At 71.2% G+C, this 18,203-nt stretch carries 14 protein-coding genes; 8 read left to right on the top strand and 6 right to left on the bottom strand.

Features of this window, described 5'->3' with window-relative positions; all coding sequences use genetic code 11:
* Positions 1 to 62 precede the first annotated feature (62 nt).
* The 4 genes from ITJ54_RS13705 to ITJ54_RS13690 form a co-directional block, all read right to left on the bottom strand.
* A complete protein-coding gene (locus tag ITJ54_RS13705; protein WP_194629145.1) occupies positions 63 to 3,062 on the bottom strand; it encodes a glycoside hydrolase family 2 TIM barrel-domain containing protein in 3,000 nt (999 codons plus the stop codon).
* Positions 3,059 to 3,979, bottom strand: a complete 921-nt coding sequence (locus ITJ54_RS13700) for a carbohydrate ABC transporter permease (protein WP_416354912.1) — start codon at positions 3,977 to 3,979, stop codon at positions 3,059 to 3,061. Before ITJ54_RS13700 ends, ITJ54_RS13705 begins: the two co-directional genes overlap by 4 nt.
* Positions 3,980 to 3,990: 11 nt before the next feature.
* Positions 3,991 to 4,995 carry a carbohydrate ABC transporter permease gene (locus tag ITJ54_RS13695; RefSeq protein ID WP_416354911.1) on the bottom strand — a complete coding sequence of 335 codons (1,005 nt, stop codon included), beginning with the start codon at positions 4,993 to 4,995 and terminating at the stop codon, positions 3,991 to 3,993.
* 101 nt (positions 4,996 to 5,096) lie between these two features.
* Positions 5,097 to 6,458 (bottom strand): ABC transporter substrate-binding protein, encoded by a 1,362-nt coding sequence (locus ITJ54_RS13690; protein ID WP_194629141.1) that lies wholly within the window; start codon positions 6,456 to 6,458, stop codon positions 5,097 to 5,099.
* Positions 6,459 to 6,653: 195 nt separating this feature from the next.
* Between ITJ54_RS13690 and ITJ54_RS13685 the strand changes: the two genes are divergently transcribed.
* The gene (locus ITJ54_RS13685; protein ID WP_194629139.1) at positions 6,654 to 7,814 is read left to right on the top strand and encodes a hypothetical protein; all 1,161 of its coding nucleotides are present in this window, start codon (positions 6,654 to 6,656) and stop codon (positions 7,812 to 7,814) included.
* Positions 7,815 to 7,999: 185 nt separating this feature from the next.
* Here the strand turns inward: ITJ54_RS13685 and ITJ54_RS13680 are convergent, their stop codons facing one another.
* The gene (locus ITJ54_RS13680) at positions 8,000 to 9,193 is read right to left on the bottom strand and encodes an MFS transporter (protein WP_194629137.1); all 1,194 of its coding nucleotides are present in this window, start codon (positions 9,191 to 9,193) and stop codon (positions 8,000 to 8,002) included.
* Positions 9,194 to 9,274: 81 nt separating this feature from the next.
* Between ITJ54_RS13680 and ITJ54_RS13675 the strand changes: the two genes are divergently transcribed.
* Positions 9,275 to 9,991: a GntR family transcriptional regulator gene (locus ITJ54_RS13675; RefSeq protein WP_194629135.1), complete on the top strand. Its 717-nt coding sequence runs from the start codon at positions 9,275 to 9,277 to the stop codon at positions 9,989 to 9,991.
* Between the two features lie 115 nt (positions 9,992 to 10,106).
* Here the strand turns inward: ITJ54_RS13675 and ITJ54_RS13670 are convergent, their stop codons facing one another.
* Positions 10,107 to 10,268, bottom strand: coding sequence for a hypothetical protein (locus ITJ54_RS13670; RefSeq protein ID WP_194629133.1), 162 nt, complete (start codon positions 10,266 to 10,268; stop codon positions 10,107 to 10,109).
* Positions 10,269 to 10,502: 234 nt separating this feature from the next.
* Between ITJ54_RS13670 and ITJ54_RS13665 the strand changes: the two genes are divergently transcribed.
* The 6 genes from ITJ54_RS13665 (at position 10,503) to ITJ54_RS13640 (ending at position 18,196) form a co-directional block, all read left to right on the top strand.
* Positions 10,503 to 11,603: a LacI family DNA-binding transcriptional regulator gene (locus tag ITJ54_RS13665; protein WP_194629132.1), complete on the top strand. Its 1,101-nt coding sequence runs from the start codon at positions 10,503 to 10,505 to the stop codon at positions 11,601 to 11,603.
* 261 nt (positions 11,604 to 11,864) lie between these two features.
* The gene (locus ITJ54_RS13660; RefSeq protein WP_228509413.1) at positions 11,865 to 13,631 is read left to right on the top strand and encodes an ABC transporter substrate-binding protein; all 1,767 of its coding nucleotides are present in this window, start codon (positions 11,865 to 11,867) and stop codon (positions 13,629 to 13,631) included.
* Positions 13,628 to 14,608: an ABC transporter permease gene (locus ITJ54_RS13655; protein ID WP_194629130.1), complete on the top strand. Its 981-nt coding sequence runs from the start codon at positions 13,628 to 13,630 to the stop codon at positions 14,606 to 14,608. The genes ITJ54_RS13660 and ITJ54_RS13655 overlap by 4 nt, the downstream gene beginning before the upstream one ends.
* Entirely contained in the window at positions 14,605 to 15,546 is a 942-nt protein-coding gene (locus ITJ54_RS13650) for an ABC transporter permease (protein ID WP_194629128.1), read from the top strand. The genes ITJ54_RS13655 and ITJ54_RS13650 overlap by 4 nt, the downstream gene beginning before the upstream one ends.
* Entirely contained in the window at positions 15,543 to 17,327 is a 1,785-nt protein-coding gene (locus ITJ54_RS13645; RefSeq protein ID WP_228509412.1) for an ABC transporter ATP-binding protein, read from the top strand. The genes ITJ54_RS13650 and ITJ54_RS13645 overlap by 4 nt, the downstream gene beginning before the upstream one ends.
* Positions 17,324 to 18,196, top strand: coding sequence for an alpha/beta fold hydrolase (locus ITJ54_RS13640; RefSeq protein ID WP_194629126.1), 873 nt, complete (start codon positions 17,324 to 17,326; stop codon positions 18,194 to 18,196). Before ITJ54_RS13645 ends, ITJ54_RS13640 begins: the two co-directional genes overlap by 4 nt.
* The last annotated feature ends 7 nt before the right edge of the window (positions 18,197 to 18,203 follow it).

Here is an 18,203-nt window from a genome sequence, read left to right as displayed (position 1 = left end):
TCTGTTGTGCGACGCCAGCCAGCACAAGCGCCCCGCCCGCAATCGCCGACGCCCGCCCCGCCCTACCCCAGCAGCACGCTCCACGCCGTCGTCGCCGGCCACAGCTGGTGCTCCGGCAGCACGTCGAGCCCGCACGCACGCGACCCCAGCCCGTGCTGCGCCGCGTCGAGGTACAGGTACAGCGCCTCGGACGCCGGCAACTCGTACGGGTGCCCCGCGCGGCCGACCTGCTGCGCGGTCCACGGCGTCAGGGTGAAGCCGGTCCGCCGAGCGCCGACCGACGAGACCGTGAACGGCCCCACCGTCAGCGAGCGCAGGTCCGGACGGTGCCCGGTCTCCTGCGGCATCGAGTAGTTGACGTTCAGCAGGGACACCGGCGCCGCGAACCGCCCGACGTGCGCCGCGTGCGAGGAATCGGCGTACGACTCCAGCGGCCCGGTGCCGAACCACTCCGCCGACTCGTCGACGAGCGACGCCGGCAGGTCGATGCGGACGCCGATGCGCGGCCACGTGATGCCCCAGGCGCCGAACGGGATCGCCGTCGTGTCGAGCAGCAGCCCCGCCTCGGTCAGGGTCCAGCGGTGCGTCACCTCGACGCCGGCGCCGCTGTTCGCCGCCGACACACGGACACGCTGCACGAGGCCGTGCGCCGTCCGCGACACCGACACCAGCCGGTGCGTCAGCCGGTCCAGCCCGTGCGCCTCCCACTTCGAGGCCGACGACGGCGCGTCCGGGTCGCCGACACCGTGGGTCAGCACCGGGTCGGCCGTCTCGTAGCCGCCCTGCGACGCCAGCCGGTCGTTGTCGGTCGGAGCCCGCCAGAGCTCCACGCGCGGCCCAGCGACGGGCAGCCCCTTCCAGCTCGACAGGTCGCCGCGTGCGGTGAAGGTCGCCTCCCCGAGCCGGTCACCGTCCCACCCCGCACTGGAGGCTCGTGGCGCCTCCGCCACCCGGCTCGCGACGAGCGTCTGGGTGCGTGCCACGACGTGGCCGGTGTCCGCCCAGGCCGTCGGACCGGCGAGCTCCGCGACGACGTCGAACCAGAGCTCCTCGCCCGGGGCGACGGGACCGGCCGCGGCGGCGAGCACCTCGGTCGGCACGGGCACGGTGGCCGACTCGCGCGCGGCCACGACGCCGGGCGCCAGGCGTCCGGTGGCCTCGACGACGCCGTTGCGCGTCAGGGTCCACGTGAAGCGGAGCCCGGAGGTGGACGCCGAGTGGAACCGGTTCTCGACCAGCACCGTGGTGCCGCCCACCGACAACCGCACCGGGGCCACGACGGCCGCGAACTCCGCCAGGCCCGGCGTGGGGGTGTCGTCCGGCAGGACCAGGCCGTCCATCACGAAGTTGCCGTCGTGGACGACCTCGTGGAAGTCGCCGCCGTAGGCGTAGTACGGGGTGCCGTCGGGCGTGTGCGCGAGGAGCCCGTGGTCGCGCCACTCCCACACGAAGCCGCCGTGCAGCCGTGGGTAGCGGTCGACCAGGTCCTCGTACTCCTGGATCTGCCCGGGCCCGTTGCCCATCGCGTGCACGTACTCGCAGTGGATGAACGGCTTCGACCGCTGCCGTGCCGCCTCGGCCGGGCCGCACTCGAGCAGCGGGGTCGCCGGGCCGCCGCCGATCGACTCGGTCTCCTGCAGCGTCGGGTACATCCGCGAGTACACGTCGGTGTACTCGCCCGTGTAGTCGCCCTCGTAGTGCACGGGCCGTTCGGCGTCGCGGGCGCGGACCCACGACGACATCGCCGCGAGGTTCCGCCCGGTGCCGGACTCGTTGCCGAGCGACCACATCACGATCGACGGGTGGTTCTTGTCCCGCTCGACGGTGCGCTGCATGCGGTCGAGGTAGGCCTCCTCCCACGCCGGGTCGTCGGACGGGTTGCCCACCCAGTCGACGAAGAGGAACCCGTGCGTCTCGAGGTCGCACTCCAGCACCACCCAGAAGCCGAGCTCGTCGGCCAGGTCCAGCACGCGCGGGTGCGGCGGGTAGTGCGAGGTGCGGATCGCGTTGACGTTGTGCCGCTTCATGAGCGCCATGTCGGCTCGGGCGTGGGCCTCGTCGAACACGCGGCCACGCTCGGGGTGGGTCTCGTGGCGGTTCACGCCGTGGAACACGACGCGCTCGCCGTTGACCAGGAACCTGTCACCCTCGATCGACACCGTGCGGAAGCCCAGGCGGAGCGAGACCGTCTCACCGTCCGAGGCGATCGTGGCGTCGTACAGCTTCGGGAGTTCGGCGCTCCACGGCTCGACGCCCTCGACCTCGATCGGGGCGACGTCCTCGGCGGAGTCCCAGACGACGGACACGCCGAGGTCCGGCACGGCGAAGCGCACGGGGAACACGGCGTCGAGCGTCGGCACCGTGATCGTGCCGGTGCCCGTCGAGGGCCGACCGGACGCGGCGGTCCCGGCGGACGCAGCGGTCCCCAGGGTGGCGGTCCACCCGGCGCGGACGAACACGTCGTCGATCGGGGCCGCGGGTCGAGCGAGCAGCGTGACGTCACGGAAGATGCCCGGCAGCCACCACTGGTCCTGGTCCTCCAAGTACGAGGCCGCCGACCACTGATGCACGCGCACGCGGACCTCGTTCGACCCGGGCCGCAGCAGCGACGTCACGTCGAACTCGCTCGCCAGTCGGGAGCCCGTCGACCACCCGACCAGGTCGTCGTTCACCCAGACGCGGAAGTGCGACTCCACGCCGTCGAACCGCAGCAGCACCCGGGCGGCCGCGTCGAACGACGACGGCAGCGAGAAGGTGCGTCGGTAGTCGCCCGTCGGGTTCTCCTCGGGCGGGTGCGGCGGGTCGATCGGGAACGGGTACTGCAGGTTCGTGTAGCTCGGAGCCCCGTGCCCGTGCAGGACCCAGTGCGCGGGGACCGGCAGGGTGCCCCACCCGTCCGGGTCGTCGAAGTCCGGGGCGTCCGCCACCGGCGACCAGCGGAAGTCCCACTCCCCGTTCAGCGTCAGGGCGGGTGCATCGGTGTGCAACCACGCCCTCGGTGCCAGTCGGGACGCCGATCCGGGCGTCGTGGCGTGCAGGTCGTCGGTGGCGGTGGAGGTCAACCCTTGACCGATCCTTCCGTGAGGCCCCCGCGCCAGAAGCGCTGCAGGACGATGATGGCGATGACGAGCGGGATGACCGAGACGAGCACTCCGCCGGTGGTGAGCTGGTAGAACTCTGGCAGACGGTCCACCTGGGACCGCCAGTTGTTCAGTCCCAGTGTGATCGGGTACAGCTTCTGGTCTGCCAGCATGATCAGCGGCAGGAAGAAGTTGTTCCAGATCCCGACGACCTGGAACAGGAACACCGTCACGAGCGCCGGCGTCATCTGCCGGAGCGCGATCGTGTGGAAGATCCGCAGTTCACTGGCCCCGTCGAGCCGCGCGGACTCCATCAGCGCCGTGTCGATCGACGCCGAGGCGTACACCCGGCACAGGAACAGGCCGAACGGCGAGACCAGGCTCGGGATGAGCACGCTCCAGTACGTGTCGGTCAGGCCCATCGTCGAGAACAGCAGGAACAGCGGCAGCGCCGTCGCGGTCCCCGGCACGAGCACGCCGCCGAGGATGGTCCCGAACACGAGCTGCCGCCCGCGGAACTCGTACTTCGCGAGCGCGTACCCGCCGGCCGCCGCGAAGTAGGTCGCCAGCACCGCGCCGACGCCCGAGTACAGGATGCTGTTCGCGATCCACCGGACGAAGATCCCGCCGTCGTACGTGAACACCTGCTGCAGGTTGCTGAACAGCGCGAAGTCGCCGCCGAACCAGAACCCGTTCGTCGAGAACAGCGCGCCCGTCGTCTTCGTGGCGGCGATCACGACCCAGTACAGCGGCACCAGGAAGTAGAGCGCGACGACGACGAGGATGCCCGTCACGACGATCTGCGACCGCGGCGAGCGGTCGAGCTTCCGCCGTTGGTGGGCGGAGATGGACGTGGTGTCGACGGGCACCGCGGTCTTCGCCGTGGCCGGCGCTTCGATGGCTTCGCTGGTCATCGGTCAGTCCCTTCGGTCGTCGCGACGCGACCGGCCGGGAGGCTCTGGTCGGCTCGGTTGGTGACCACCTGTCCGGCGGATGCGCGCGTCTGGAGCGCGCGCCGGGCCTCCAGGCCGTCCTTGCGAGCCCGCTTGCGCTGGTCGCGCTCGTCCTTGGGCGGGCGGTTCGTCAGCGCCAGGAACGTGAAGGACAGGATGAAGGCGGCCAGCGCGATGATGACCGCCTGGGCACTCGCGACGCCGTACTCGTTGAACGCGAACGCGTTCGTGTAGGCGGCGTAGTTCGGCGTGTACTCGCTGTCGATGGCCGGGGCGACCGTCGACAGGATCTGCGGCTCCGCGAAGAGCTGCAGCGTGCCGATGATCGAGAACACCGTCGTCAGCACCAGGGCCGGCGCGATGAGCGGGATCTGGATGCGCCAGGCGACCTGGAAGGGGCCGGCGCCGTCCATCTTGGCGGCCTCGTACACCTCGCCGGGGATCGACTTCAGCTGCGCCACGATGATGAGCATGTTGTAGCCGGTGTAGGTCCACGTGACGATGTTCGCGATCGACCACAGCACGCTGTTCGCGCCGAGGAAGTCCGGCTGCAGCCCCATCGACTGCAGCAGCGACACGATCGGCGACAGCCCGGGGACGTACAGGAACGACCAGAGGATCGTCGCGATGACGCCCGGGACGCCGTACGGCATGAAGTAGATCGCCCGGAAGAAGCCCGGCCAGCGGGCGCTCGCCGACTCCAGCAGCAGCGCCAGGACCGTGCAGGCGATGATCATCACCGGCACCTGGACGATGCCGAACAGGAGCATGCGGCCGATCGAGGCGACGAAGCCGCTGTCGTTCAGCGCCGTGACGTAGTTGTCGAAGCCGGCGAAGCGGCCGGTGACGCCGTCCTCGCCGAACAGGCCCTTGCGGTCGACGGTCGTGAAGCTCTGGAACAGGGCGCTGATGATCGGGATGATGAACGTCAGGACGAAGAGCGCCAGGAACGGTGCGAGCAGGACCCACGGCGCGCGTTTCTGCGCCCGGGTGGCCTTGGTGCTCGTGCGGAAGGTCGGCTGCGCACGCTCGGTGGCGCGCGTCGGGGTCTGGGTCTGGGTGCTCACGATGCCGTCCTGACGCTGAGGCCCTTGTCCTTGAACGCCTGGACGATCTCGCGCTGGGCGAGTTCGACGGCGTCGCTGAGCTTGAGCCCGCTGGTGATCTTGCGGCGGAACTGGTTCTGCAGCGACGTGAACGCCGACTGCGTGACGGGGGACCAGGACCAGTCGATGTTCTGCTCCTTGGCCGCCGGGGCGAAGACGTCCTCGTTGTAGTTCTGCCCGGAGAACCAGGCGCTCGGCTGCTCGCGCTGTGCGCCGATGTAGTCCTTCGCGGGGGACCAGCCGATGCCGCAGTGCTTGATCATGGCGTCGACCCCTTCCTTCGAGGTGGTCATCCACGTGATGAAGTCGAGCGCTTCCTTCGGGTGCTTCGCGTTGGCGAGGACCGCGGCCGTCGAACCGCCGATCGCGCTCGACCCGAACCCGTCGGCGCTCCACTTCTGCATCGGCGCGACCTTCCACTTGCCCTTGCCGCCCTGCACGGACTCGATCAGGGCGTCGCCCCAGCTCGCGCTCGTGACGGCGGCGACGCGACCACTCGCAGCGGCGGCGTACCAACCGGGTGTGTAGGCGCTGGCGGACGTGTCGACGAGCTTGTCGTCGATGCACCCGTCGAAGAAGTCGGCGACCTCGAGCGTGGCGTCGTCGGTCATGTCGACGACCCACTCGTCGCCGTCGACCTTGAACCAGCGCGCGCCGGCCTGCTGCGCGTACGCGGCGAACGGCGAGGCGTCGGCGACCGGGAACACCTCGAGGTAGTTCTGCTTGCCGGTGCCCCGGACCTTGTCGGCCAGGACCTTCCACTCGTCCCATGTCGTCGGGGGCTCACCGCCGGCCTGCTCGAGGATCGCGGTCTGGTAGTAGAACCCCATCGGGCCCGTGTCCTGCGGGATGCCGTAGACGCCGTCGACGAAGGAGACCTGGGCCCAGGCCGCCTCGTCGTACTTGTCCTGCACGTCCTTCGCGCCGTAGCGGGCCAGGTCGACCAGGCCGTTCGCGAGCATGAACTCGGGGATCTGCCGGAGCTCGACCTGCCCGATGTCGGGCCCGCCGCCGGCCGCGAGCGCCGAGTACATCTTCTGGTACCCGCCGCTGTTGCCGCCCGGGATCCAGTTCGCGGTGACCTGCACGTCGGGGTGCTTCGCGTTCCAGACGTCGCAGACCTTCTGCAGGTCCTTGAGCCACGCCCAGTAGGTGAGCTGGATCGTCTCGCCGCTCGCCGCCGCGGGGACGAGTGCCGCCTTGTTGACGTTCGTCGAGCCGGGCACGGCGCAGCCGGCGAGGAGACCCGTCGCAGCCGCTCCGATGCCGAGCCCGAAGAGCTGGCGTCTGCTGATTGGTGGTCGTGATGATGGCGTCATTGCCTGCACTCCGGTTCGTCATTGATCGGGGTTGCACCTCAGCAAACCACGGAACCCGAGCGACGGTGGGTGTTCGGGCCTGGGTGTTCGCTCCGACCTCGGAACGGCGTCAGCTCGATGCGCGGACGGTGGGGCCAGGAAGACACCGACGCCGCGACGGCGATGGCCGCCGGCGGCATGAACGGGAGGACGACGATGACCGATCGTGAGAACACCACCCTGCAGCCCGGCCTGGTCGAGGCGTTGCAGGCCCCCGGCACCTGGACCTGGGCGTACGTCGACGTCTCGGGCAACCGGGAGGACCCCAGACGGATGGCCGCGCTCCAGCGGCGCACCGTCTCGGACGCACTGCAGCAGCAGGGCGCTTCGGCCCGTGCGGTCGAGGTCATCGAGGAGGAGCTCGTCGAGCAGCCCGGCGTCCCCGCGCCCGTCGCCCGCTACGTGCTCGTCCGCGACGACGAGCTCGTCCTGAGCGAGGTGCTGCCCGGACACCTGCACGGGCAGGAGTCCGTCGGCACCGGCGCCGTCCCGGACCTGCTCCCGCTGTTGGCCCACCGGCCGTTCGACCTTCCGTTCCTGGTGGTCCAGGTCGGTCGTGAGGGCGGTGGGTTCCGCGGCTACCGACTCGGTCACGCGCCCTCGGGTGCGCCCGAGGACGAACAGCGCATCCAGGGCCGCACCGACACGTTGCACTACGCCAAGGCCGGGACCGGGTGGAAGCAGCCGCACTGGCAGGCCCACACGGAGGAGATCTGGAAGCAGACCGCCGGCGAGGTCGCCGCCGGGGTCGACGAGGCAGTCCGCACCACCTCGCCCCGGGTGGTCATCGTGGCGGGGGACATCCGCGCCCGCGAACTGCTCCGCGGCGAGCTCTCCACCGCCACCAGGGCACTGGTCACCGAGGTCGCCGTCGACCCGCGCGCCGACGACGCGTCCGAGAAGGCGCTCGTGCAGCACGTGGACCTCGCGCTCGCGCGGGTGCTGGCGTCACGCCGGCACGACGTGCAGGACCTCCTGCGCACGCACGAGGGCCGCGGCGACAACGAGAGCGTCAGCGGGATCGGCCCCGTGGTCGATGCCCTCCAGCAGGCGCAGGCAGCCGTGGTCGCGCTCGACGCCGGGGCGCTCGGGGACCGGACGCTGTACGCGCTCGCCGCAGCACCCTGGGTGGCGACGGCGCCCGAGCAGGCGGGGGGAGTGGAGGTCCTCGGGCAGGTGCCCGCGGTGTGCGCCATCGTCCGGGCGATCGTGCTCACCGACGCCGAGCTCGTGCTCGTCAACGCCGCGTCGTTGCCGAGCGGGGCGCCCGCGTCGGCGCTGCTCCGCTGGCGGGTGGGCCCGGCCGTCCCGGCCTGACGCGGGCGCGCGGGCGCGCGGGCGCGCGGGGTCGTGCTGCGCGCGGAGTGCGGGGCCCTTTCGCGCGTTGCAGGTCGGATCGTGCGTAGGTGGTCGAATCGCGCGTGGGAGGTCGGTTCTTCCAGCCCACCACGCGCGATCCGACCTCCCATCGCAGACGTCATGGGTCGGAACACCCGCCGGCCTCACCCGGTCGAGCGGTCTCCACGCGGGACCAGCGGCAGCGCCAGCAACGGCAGCACCGCCACGATCCCGAAGGACGCCGCGAAGCCGACTGCACCGACCAGTGCCCCGATGCCCGGGCCGACGGCGCTCGCCGCGATGAACTGGCCGGTGTTCTGCGCACCGAGTGCCCGTCCGGACCAGAACGGCCCCGCTGCCTCGGCGACCGAGGTGTACGCGAGCCCGTTGTCCGCCACGGTCACACTCGTCGCCACCACGAGGAACACGGCCGCACCCGCCAGGTGTGACGCATCGACGACCGCCATGACCGCCATCACCGCCGCCGCGCTCACGGCGACGACCCGCAGCGGTCCGACCCGGGAGCGTGCCCGGTCACTCCACACCCCCACGAGGATGCGTCCGATCGCCCCGACGAACTGGGACGCACCGACGAGCAGGCCGGCCGCGGCGGTGGGCCACCCCAGCCCGACGAGCCAGACGAGCCCGTAGGTCGACAGCGTGAACTGCGGCACGACGAGCAGGACGGACACCGCGTGGATCCGCCACAGGAAACTCGACGTCCGGTAGGGGTTCGCGACGTGGGCTGCGGGAGCGTCGTCCCGTGCCGGTCGTGGCGGGTTCGCGATGCCGACGGCGCACAGCACGGCGAGCACCGCGCACAGCACGATCGGCAGCACCAAGGCCGCACGGATACCGGAGGTCTCGGCGAGCTGCGGTACCGTGACCGCCGCGAGCGTCACCCCGAGCGGCTGCGACATCTGCCGGATCCCCATCGCCAGCCCTCGCCGCTGCTTCGGGAACCACCCGACCACGACCCGGCCGCTCGCGGCGTTCGTCGACGCGCTCGTCATCCCGCCCGCCAAGAACGCCAGCCCGAGCAGCACCGGGTCACCGGCGGCGAGCCAGGCGCCGACCGTCGCGAGGGTCGTCAGGACGAGCCCGCCCGCGATGACGACCCGCTCGCCGATCCGGTCTGTCAGGGCTCCCCAGGCGATGAGGGTCAGCACCATGCCGAAGGTCGGCGCGGCGGCGAGGACCCCGGCGACCGGCAGGGGCGTGCCGTGCGCGTGCAGGTAGGGGATGAGCAGCGCCGGCGCCGAGACGACGAGCGTGCCGGCAGCCTGCGCGGCGACACCGAGCGCGAGCATCGACCACGCGCGGGCGGTGGTCGTGGTCGCGGAGGTGGTCGTCGTCATCGGAGTCGTTTCGTCGCGGAACGGTTTGGTATACCAAAACGGTATACCATCTGGACCGCTCCGCCGCTACGCTGGTCCGTCGTGACCGAACCGACCGACGCAACGCCCGTGTCGCAGACGGCCCAGCTCTACGACAACCTGCGCGCCGCGATCCTGACGCTCGAGATCGCCCCGGGGGAACGCATCTCCGAGCGCGGGCTCGAAGCCCGGTTCCACGCGTCGCGCACCCCCGTCCGCGCTGCCCTGTCGCGGCTCGAGCGCGAGGGACTCATCCTGCACGAGGGCCGCTCGTGGACGGTCACCCCGATCGACCTCGACGAGATCGCCTCGCTCGCCGAACTGCGCGGCGTGCTCGAGCCCGCTGCCGTCCGGTTCGCGGTCGAACGGGCCGACGCCGCAGCGCTCGCCGAGGTCCGGGCGCACCTCGACGCCCTCCGTCCCACGCCCGACCAGCAGGCCGGCATCCGGATGGGCTCGACGTTCCACCTCGACCTGGCGGCGCTCGGCGGCAACCGGTTCGTCACGGACGCCATCGGCGACGCCCTCACCCGGCTCGAACGCACCCGCTGGATCGAGGTCCGTACGCCCGAGGCCCGCGACGCCGCATGGGACGAGCACAGCGCCGTCCTCGATGCCGTGCAGGCCGGGGACGCCGACCGTGCGGCCGACCTGCTCGCGGCGCACGTCGCCGGGACGAACGACCGCCTGATCGCCTGGATCGCGCAGGAGCGCCGACGACTGCGCGGAGCTGGCATGACGATCATCGGCGCGACCGACCGGACGACGACCACGCACTGACCCCGGCCAGCGCGGGCCGTGGTCCGGACGCGACCGCGCGCGAGACCCGACCCGCCCTGCGGGGGCGAGCCGGGCCTCCTGGCTGTGCCGCGTCCTGATCCGGCCGCGGCCCGGCTCACTCGATGCGCGTGAGCCCGTCCGCGCCGTCGACCTGCGAGAAGGCGGCTGCGCCGTCCCGCGGTTCGTGCGTCCGTTCGAGGAGTGCTTCACGCACCTCGGCTTCGTCCAGGCTGATCCTGACCGCGTCGCGGCGTCCTGACTGCGTCGACTGTGACATCTCGTGTGTCCTTCCCGTAGGCGGGCTCGGCCCGCGTCGATGCGGGCACCGCCCGCTGGTTACGCTTCCTCACGGGACGTACTGAGGTCGCCCCAGTGTGATCCGCTGCGGACCTCGGACGCAAGGGCCGGAGCAGGACTGTGGAGAAGTGTGTCGGGACGGGTTCCCTAGGATGGGCCGCGGTCGGGGCGGCTCGCCTCCGGCGCGCATCAGCGGACGGACGGGAGGGCCGGGTTGGCCGAGCAGCGCACCGCACCTCCCACGGTCTACGACGTCGCCGCCGCCTCCGGGGTGTCCATCGCCACCGTCTCCCGGGTCCTCCGCACGCCCGACGCCGTCCGCGAGGGCACGCGCGACCGCGTGCGGGCCGCCATCCGGCACCTCGGCTACGTACCGTCGGGGAACGCCCGGGCACTCGCGGGCAAGCGGACCGGAGTGATCGGGCTGCTGCTGCCCGGGTTCGACGTGGTGCCGGACGAGCGGCCAGGGCTCGTGACGGACGGCGGGGTCCGCGTCGTCGACGACCGCCGGCACGTGACGCAGCCGTTCGCGTCCAACCTGTACTTCGACGAGGTGCTCCGCGGCGCCGAGACCGAGGCCTGGCAGCGCGGCCTCGCCCTCATGGTCGCTGCCGGGCGCGGTCCCTCGCGCGACGTCATCGTCAACGACGTCGCCGGGCGCGTCGACGGCCTCGCGGTGCTGGCGCAGACCGTGCCGGACGAGCTGCTCGAGCACGTCGCCCGCCGGGTCCCCGTGGTGGTGCTGGCGGACGACCGGCGGTCGCACGGGTTCGACTCCGTCAGCGTCGACAACGCCGCGGGCATGCGCACGCTGGCCGCACACGTGATCGGGCGGCTCGGCATCCGGTCGATCGCCTACGTCGCCGGTCCGATCGACTCCCCGGACGACATGGAGCGCTCGGCCGGGTTCCGCCAGGCGCTCGACGACCACGGGGTCGAGCCCCGCTCCGTCCGCACCGTGCACGGCGACTTCGGACGGGCGCGGGCGCGGGAGCTGGCCGTCGCGCTGCTGGCGGACACGCCGCCGCGGGCCATCGTCTGCTCGAACGACCAGTCCGCCCTGGGGGTGCTCGACGCCGTGCTCGCCGCGGGGCTCCGGGTGCCCGAGGACATCGTCGTGACGGGCTTCGACGGCATCGACGCCGGTCGGTTCTCCGCGCCGAGGCTCACCACCGTGCACCAGCCGATGGGGGAGCTCGGGCGTGCCGCGGTCGTCGCGATCGTCGACCGGCTGGAGCGCCGCGAGGGGCCGCCGCGTGCCGTCCGGCTCCCCGTCGAGGTGCTCCTGCGTGAGAGCTGTCCGCCGACGATGTAGCGCGGGTGCTCGCACCGTGCATGGTCTCCCGCCCCGTGCGAGGGTGCCCGGTACTCGCACCGTGCGTGACCTCCCGCCCGGTGCGAGGTTGCACACCTGGTGCGCGCTCGCAGCCCCGCACGGGGTGATCAACCTCGCACCACGCGCCACCGACCCACGCGCCGCTGACCCGCGCCGCCCACCCGCGCCGCGACTTGCGCGCCGCGATGTAAGCGCATACATTGACCCTCGCACCCACTCGACACGGAGGTCGACCGAGCAATGACGCTTCCCCCACAGCGCACCGCACAGCGCGCCCCGCGCGCCCCGCGCGCCCCGCGCGCCCCGCGCACCCGGCGCACCAGGCACGGCAGGCCCGGACGCCTCGCCGCAGCCCTCGCCGGCATCGCGGTCGTGGCCCTCGCGGCGACCGGCTGCAGCATCCAGGTCCGGTCCGAGCCGGACCCGAGCATCGGCAAGGACACGATGCTCATCAACGCCGACCACGGCAACCCGCTGTTCGACCGCAACTTCAACCCGTACATCACGAACGCCCGCACGGCGTCGAAGTGGATGTACGAGCCCCTCATCGAGGTGAACCCCCTCGACGGCAAGCGGAACCCCTGGCTCGCGAGCTCGTGGGAGCAGCCGGACGCCCGGACGATCGACATGACGATCCGCAGCGGCGTCGAGTGGTCCGACGGCACGCCCTTCACCGCGCGCGACGTCGTCTTCACGTTCGAGCTGCTCAAGCAGTTCCCCGCGATGGACGTCAAGGGTGCCTGGCAGCACATCGACACCATCGAGCAGCGCGGCGACCACGTCGTCTTCCACCTGAAGTCCGACGACGTCCCGAGCCTGACGATCATCGGCCAGACCTACATCCTCGGCGAGCACCACTGGGGCAAGGTCAAGGACCCGACGACGTGGCGTGACCCGAACCCGGTCGGTACGGGGCCGTTCGTCCTCGGCAACTACTCCGACCAGCAGTACTCGATGGACAAGAACCCGCGGTACTGGCAGGCGGACACGATCGCCATCAAGCACCTCGTGCTGCCGGCGACGAACACGCAGCTCGACACCGTCACCCGCGGCTACGACTGGGCGTACTCGTTCATCTCCGACGTCAAGGGCACGTGGGGTGCCGCATCGGACACGAACACGTACTGGTTCCCGCCGGGCGGCGTCATCGGCCTCATCCCGAACCTGACGAAGGCCCCGTACGACGACGTCAACGTCCGCCGAGGCATCTCCCTCGCCCTCGACCGCGACGACATCGCCGAGACCGCGACCGAGGGCAACCTCACCGCGGCGGCCCAGACCGGCCTGATCCTGCCGAACCAGGAGCGGTACGCGAACCCGGACATCCCCGACAAGGGCATGGTCACACAGGACGTCGCCGCGGCGAAGGCGTCGTTCGCGAAGTCCGGGTGGGTCGAGCAGGGCGGGAAGATCGTCAAGGACGGCAAGCAGCTCGAGATCACCATCACCACCGCGAACGGCTACGCCGACTGGCTCCGCGCCGCGCAGGAGGTCCGCCGGAACCTGACGGCCATCGGCGTGAAGGTGTCGATCAGCGCCCCGCAGCCCGCGGGCTACCAGCAGGCGATCAACAACGGCACCTTCGAGATGGCGATGGGTGGCATGGGCAACGGCGACGTCTACCAGGCCTTCAACTCGCTGATGTCGACCGACTTCTACCAGCCCGTCGGCAAGTCGACCGTGAACAACTACGAGCGCTACCGGGACCCGGCCACGCAGCGCCTGCTCGACGCGTACCGGGGCACGACCGACCCGGCCGAGCAGCAGGCGATCCTCGACCAGCTGCAGACCATCGTCTACGACCAGCTCCCCGTCATCGGCATGTACCACGGCGGCCTCTGGGGGCTGTTCAACACCGGCAAGTTCGTCGGCTGGCCGAGCGCGAAGGACCCGTACATGGCACCGCAGAACTACGACTCGGCACCGCTGCTCATCTTCACGAAGCTGCGGCTGCGCGACAGCGCCGCCGGCCGGGAGATCCTGGACCAGCAGGGGGACCAGAAGTGAAGTACATCCTCCAGAAACTCGTCCTCTTCGTCCTGACCCTCTGGGCCGCGGTCACGCTGAACTTCGTGCTCCCGCGCCTCATGCCGGGCAGCCCGAGCGACGCAGCCCTCGCGAAGCTCAGCCAGAACGGCCCCGTCACCGACGCCACCAAGAAGGCCATCGAGGCCCAGCTCGGCGTCCCGACCGGCAGCCTCTGGGCCCAGTACGGCAGCTACCTGCACCAGGTCGTCACCCTCGACTTCGGCACGAGCTACACGTTCTACCCGCAGCCCGTCGGCGACCTCGTCGGCAAGGCCCTGCCGTACACGCTCGTCCTGGTCGGGGTCGTGACGATCCTGGCGTTCGTCCTCGGCACCCTGATCGGCATCGCGGCGGCCTGGAAGCGGGGGACCTGGCTCGACTCGCTCCCCACGCTGTCGGGGTCGTTCATGTCGACGTTCCCGTACTTCTGGACGGCGCTGCTCCTGCTGTTCTTCCTCGGCTACGTCCTGCACTGGTTCCCGACCACCGGCGCGTACTCGGCGACGACCACCCCCGGGCTGAACCTCGCGTTCACCGGCGACGCCCTGCAGCACGCGGTCCTGCCGGCGGTGACGATCCTCGTGACGAGCCTCGGCGGCTGGATCATCGGCATGCGCAACGCGATGATCAACACGCTCGGCGACGACTACGTGACCTTCGCCGAGGCGAACGGCCTGCGCGGTCGCACCGTCGCCATCCGCTACGCCGCCCGCAACGCGATCCTGCCGAACCTGACCGGCTTCGGTCTGGCCCTCGGCGGTGTGGTCGGCGGCTCGGTGCTCGTCGAGCAGGTGTTCGGCTACCCGGGCATCGGCTACCTGCTGTTCAACGCCGTCATCGGGCAGGACTACCCGCTCATGCAGGCGCTCTTCCTGATGATCACCGTGTCGGTGCTCATCGCCAACTTCATCGTGGACGTCCTCTACGGCGTCCTGGACCCGAGGACGCGCCGATGACCAACAACGCAACCGTCGCAGTCCGCACCCAGGACGCACCCGACCAGCAGGCCCCATCCAGGTGGAAGAGCGCCGCCCGCCAGTTCGGCGTCGTCTGGTCGAACACCAAGGCCCGGATCGGCATCGTCATCCTCGCGGTCTTCGTCGTCGTGGCGATCGCGGCACCCCTCCTCGCCCCGTACGGCGCCAGCCAGAACGGCTTCCCACGCAGCGAGGACGCCAGCTGGGCGCACTGGATGGGCACCACCGCCGCCGGCGAGGACGTCCTCTCGCAACTGATCTACGGCGCCCGCATCTCGGTGATGGTCGGCGCGGTCGCGGGCATCCTGTCCACGCTCGTCGCCGTCGCGATCGGCCTCAGCTGGGGCTACGTCCGCGGCTGGGTCGCCGAGGTCATCGGCTTCATCGTGAACCTGTTCCTGGTGATCCCGGGACTGCCGCTCATGATCGTCATCGCGGCCTACCTGCAGAACGGCGGCATCGCGGTCATCATCGCGGTGATCGTGGTCACCGGCTGGGCCTGGGGTGCTCGTGTCCTGCGCAGCCAGACGCAGTCCCTCCGCGGTCGCGACTTCGTGACGGCCGCGCAGTTCTCCGGCGAGGGTGCCACCCGCATCGTCTTCCGCGAGATCCTGCCGAACATGACGAGCCTCATCGTCGGCAGCTTCTTCGGCGCCGCCACGAGCGCGATCCTGGCCGAGGCCGGCCTGGAGTTCCTCGGGCTCGGCGACTCCTCGATCGTCAGCTGGGGCACGATCCTCTACTGGGCGCAGAACTCGAATGCGCTGCTCACCGGCCAGTGGATCCTGCTGTTCGCCCCCGGCCTCTGCATCGCCCTCCTCGCGATGAGCCTCACCCTGATCAACTTCGGCGTCGACGCCGTGTCCAACCCGCGGCTGCGCGAGGGCGCGCGGCCCCGTAAGGAGAAGACCGCATGAGCGGCGCACGTCCCGTCCCCACCACCGGACTGGAGGCCCCCACCGGCGCCGCCACGAGCCTCCCGTCCGGCGGATCCACCGCTGATGACGTCCTGCTGGACGTCCGCGACCTGTCGGTCGTCTACGAGTCGTCGGGGCAGACCGCCGTCCAGGCGGTCGACCACGTGTCGTTCTCCCTGCGGAAGGGCGAGTTCGTCGGCCTGGTCGGCGAGTCCGGGTCCGGCAAGTCGACGCTCGGCTACGCGCTGACCCGGCTGCAGAAGCCGCCGGCGCGGACGAACGGCGGCAGCATCGTGTTCGCGGGGAAGGACATCCGCGACCTCGGCGACGAGGAGCTCCGCCAGCAGCGCCAGGGCGGCTTCGCGATGGTGCTGCAGTCGGGCATGAACGCGCTCAACCCGGTGCGGACGATCCGCAACCACTTCATCGACGTCTTCAAGGCGCACGGCCACGTACCGCGTGAGCGGTGGGACAGCCGGATGCGGGAGCTCGTCGGCAAGGTGAAGCTGCCCGACTCGATGCTGGCGCGGTTCCCGGGCGAGCTGTCCGGCGGCATGCGGCAGCGCGTGTCGATCGCCCTCGCGCTGTCCCTCGAGCCGCAGCTCATGGTGTTCGACGAGCCGACCACGGCGCTCGACGTCCTCGTGCAGCACGCGGTGATGGACACGATCATCGAGCTGCAGCGCGCCGAGGGCTTCACGGCGGTGCTCATCAGCCACGACCTCGGCATCGTGCTCGAGGCCACCGAGCGCGTCCTCGTCATGCACGAGGGCCGGATCGTCGAGGACGGCGGTTCGCGCGAGGTGCTCCGTGCCCCGCAGGACCCGTACACGCAGATGCTCCTGTCGCACTACGCCGACCCCCGCGCTTCGGTCGTGTCGCTGCCGGGCTTCCCGGACCGCTCGCTCCGTGCGGAACACGGCGAGAAGCGGCAGGAGGCCACCACCTCCCACGCCACGGTCGGCTCCCGCGAACGCAGTGCGGCGAGGAACCCGATCGTCGTCGACCACCTCGTCAAGACCTACCCAGCACCTCGTCGTGGCGAGCAGCCGGTGCAGGCCGTCCGCGACGTGTCGTTCACGCTCGAGCCGGGGCAGTCCCTCGCGCTCGTCGGCCAGTCGGGCTCAGGCAAGTCGACCATCGCGAAGCTGCTCACCGGCGTCGAGAAGCCGAGCTCGGGCACCGTCCGGTTCGGCGACCTCGACGTGGCGAAGCTCGGGCGCCGGGGCATGCGCGACCTGCGCTCCGAGGTGCAGATGGTGTTCCAGGACCCGTACTCGGCGCTCAACCCGCTGCACACGGTCGAGTACACGCTCACCCGTCCGGTCGTGAACTACACCGGGCTCCGCGGGCGCGAGGCCCGGCGCCGCGTGCTCGAACTCCTCGAGACGGTGGGCCTGACGCCGGTGGAGCAGTTCGCGCAGAAGCTCCCGCACCAGCTCTCCGGCGGGCAGCGGCAGCGCGTGGTGATCGCCCGGGCGCTCGCCAGTGACCCGCAGGTCATCATCGCCGACGAGCCGGTCTCGATGCTCGACGTGACGCTCCGCGCCGGGGTGCTCGCGCTCCTCGAGGACCTGCGCGAGCAGTGGGGCGTCTCGCTCCTCTACATCACGCACGACCTGTTGAGCGCCCGGCTCATCACCGACGACATCATGGTGCTCCACGACGGCGCGGTGGTCGAGCGGGGTCGCACGGCCGACGTGCTGCAGCACCCGCAGGACGACTACACGGTCGCGCTGCTGGACGCCGTGCCCAACCCCCGTCGCAGACTGGCCTCATGACGAACCTGCACGCGTTCCCCACCGTCCCGCCGTTCGGCCACCTGCCCACGCCCGAGGGCGTCGACGTCGTCGGCATCGACCTACCCGTCGGCCGGCTCACCGCCTACCGCGTCGTCCCGTCGGGGCCGTCGAAGGGCGTCGTGCTCGTCGTCCCCGGGTACACCGGGTCGAAGGAGGACTGGCGCACCTTCATGCCCCTGCTCCGTGACGCCGGCTGGACCGCGGTCGCCATCAGCCGCCGTGGCCAGGCCGACTCGGCGGCGCCGACGGAGCCCCGGGACCACACGCTCGAGGAAGAGGCCGCCGACGTCGTCCGGGTCGCCCGACTGCTCGACGACGGCGCCCCCGTGCACCTGGTCGGCCACTCACTCGGCGGGGTCATCGTCCGCGCCGCCGCGATCCAGGACCCGAGCGCCTTCCGCGACGTCGTGCAGTTCTGCTCCGGGCCGTACGGCTGGCCCTACCGCAAGGTCACCGAGCTGACGATCCTGCACGACACCGCCGGCAACCTCCGCCAGCTGTTCGACTCGACGAACCCGCTCTGGGCCTCCCGCCCCGACGAGGAGCTCCCCGACGACGTCCGCATGGTCCGCGAGCGCTTCGACGCCACGAGCCCGTTGAGCGTCGTCGCCGGCGGACACATCCTCGAGGACCACACCGACAGCTCCGCCGAACTCCGCGCCACCGGGCTGCCCGTCCTCGTCACGCACGGGGAGTGGGACACCGCCTGGCCGATCCCGTGGCAGCGGACCATGGCCGAGGACACCGGCGCCGAGTACGTCGTGATCCCGGAGAGCTGGCACGGCCCCCAGATCGAGAACCCGCAGGGGACCGTCGAGGTCTTCGACCGGTTCTTGAGCAAGCACTGACTCGTCC

This window comes from Curtobacterium sp. VKM Ac-2865, assembly GCF_015350905.1.
GTDB lineage: Bacteria > Actinomycetota > Actinomycetes > Actinomycetales > Microbacteriaceae > Curtobacterium.
The sequence above is the reverse complement of the archived record's forward strand: the minus strand, read 5'-3'. Positions and strand labels throughout refer to the sequence as shown.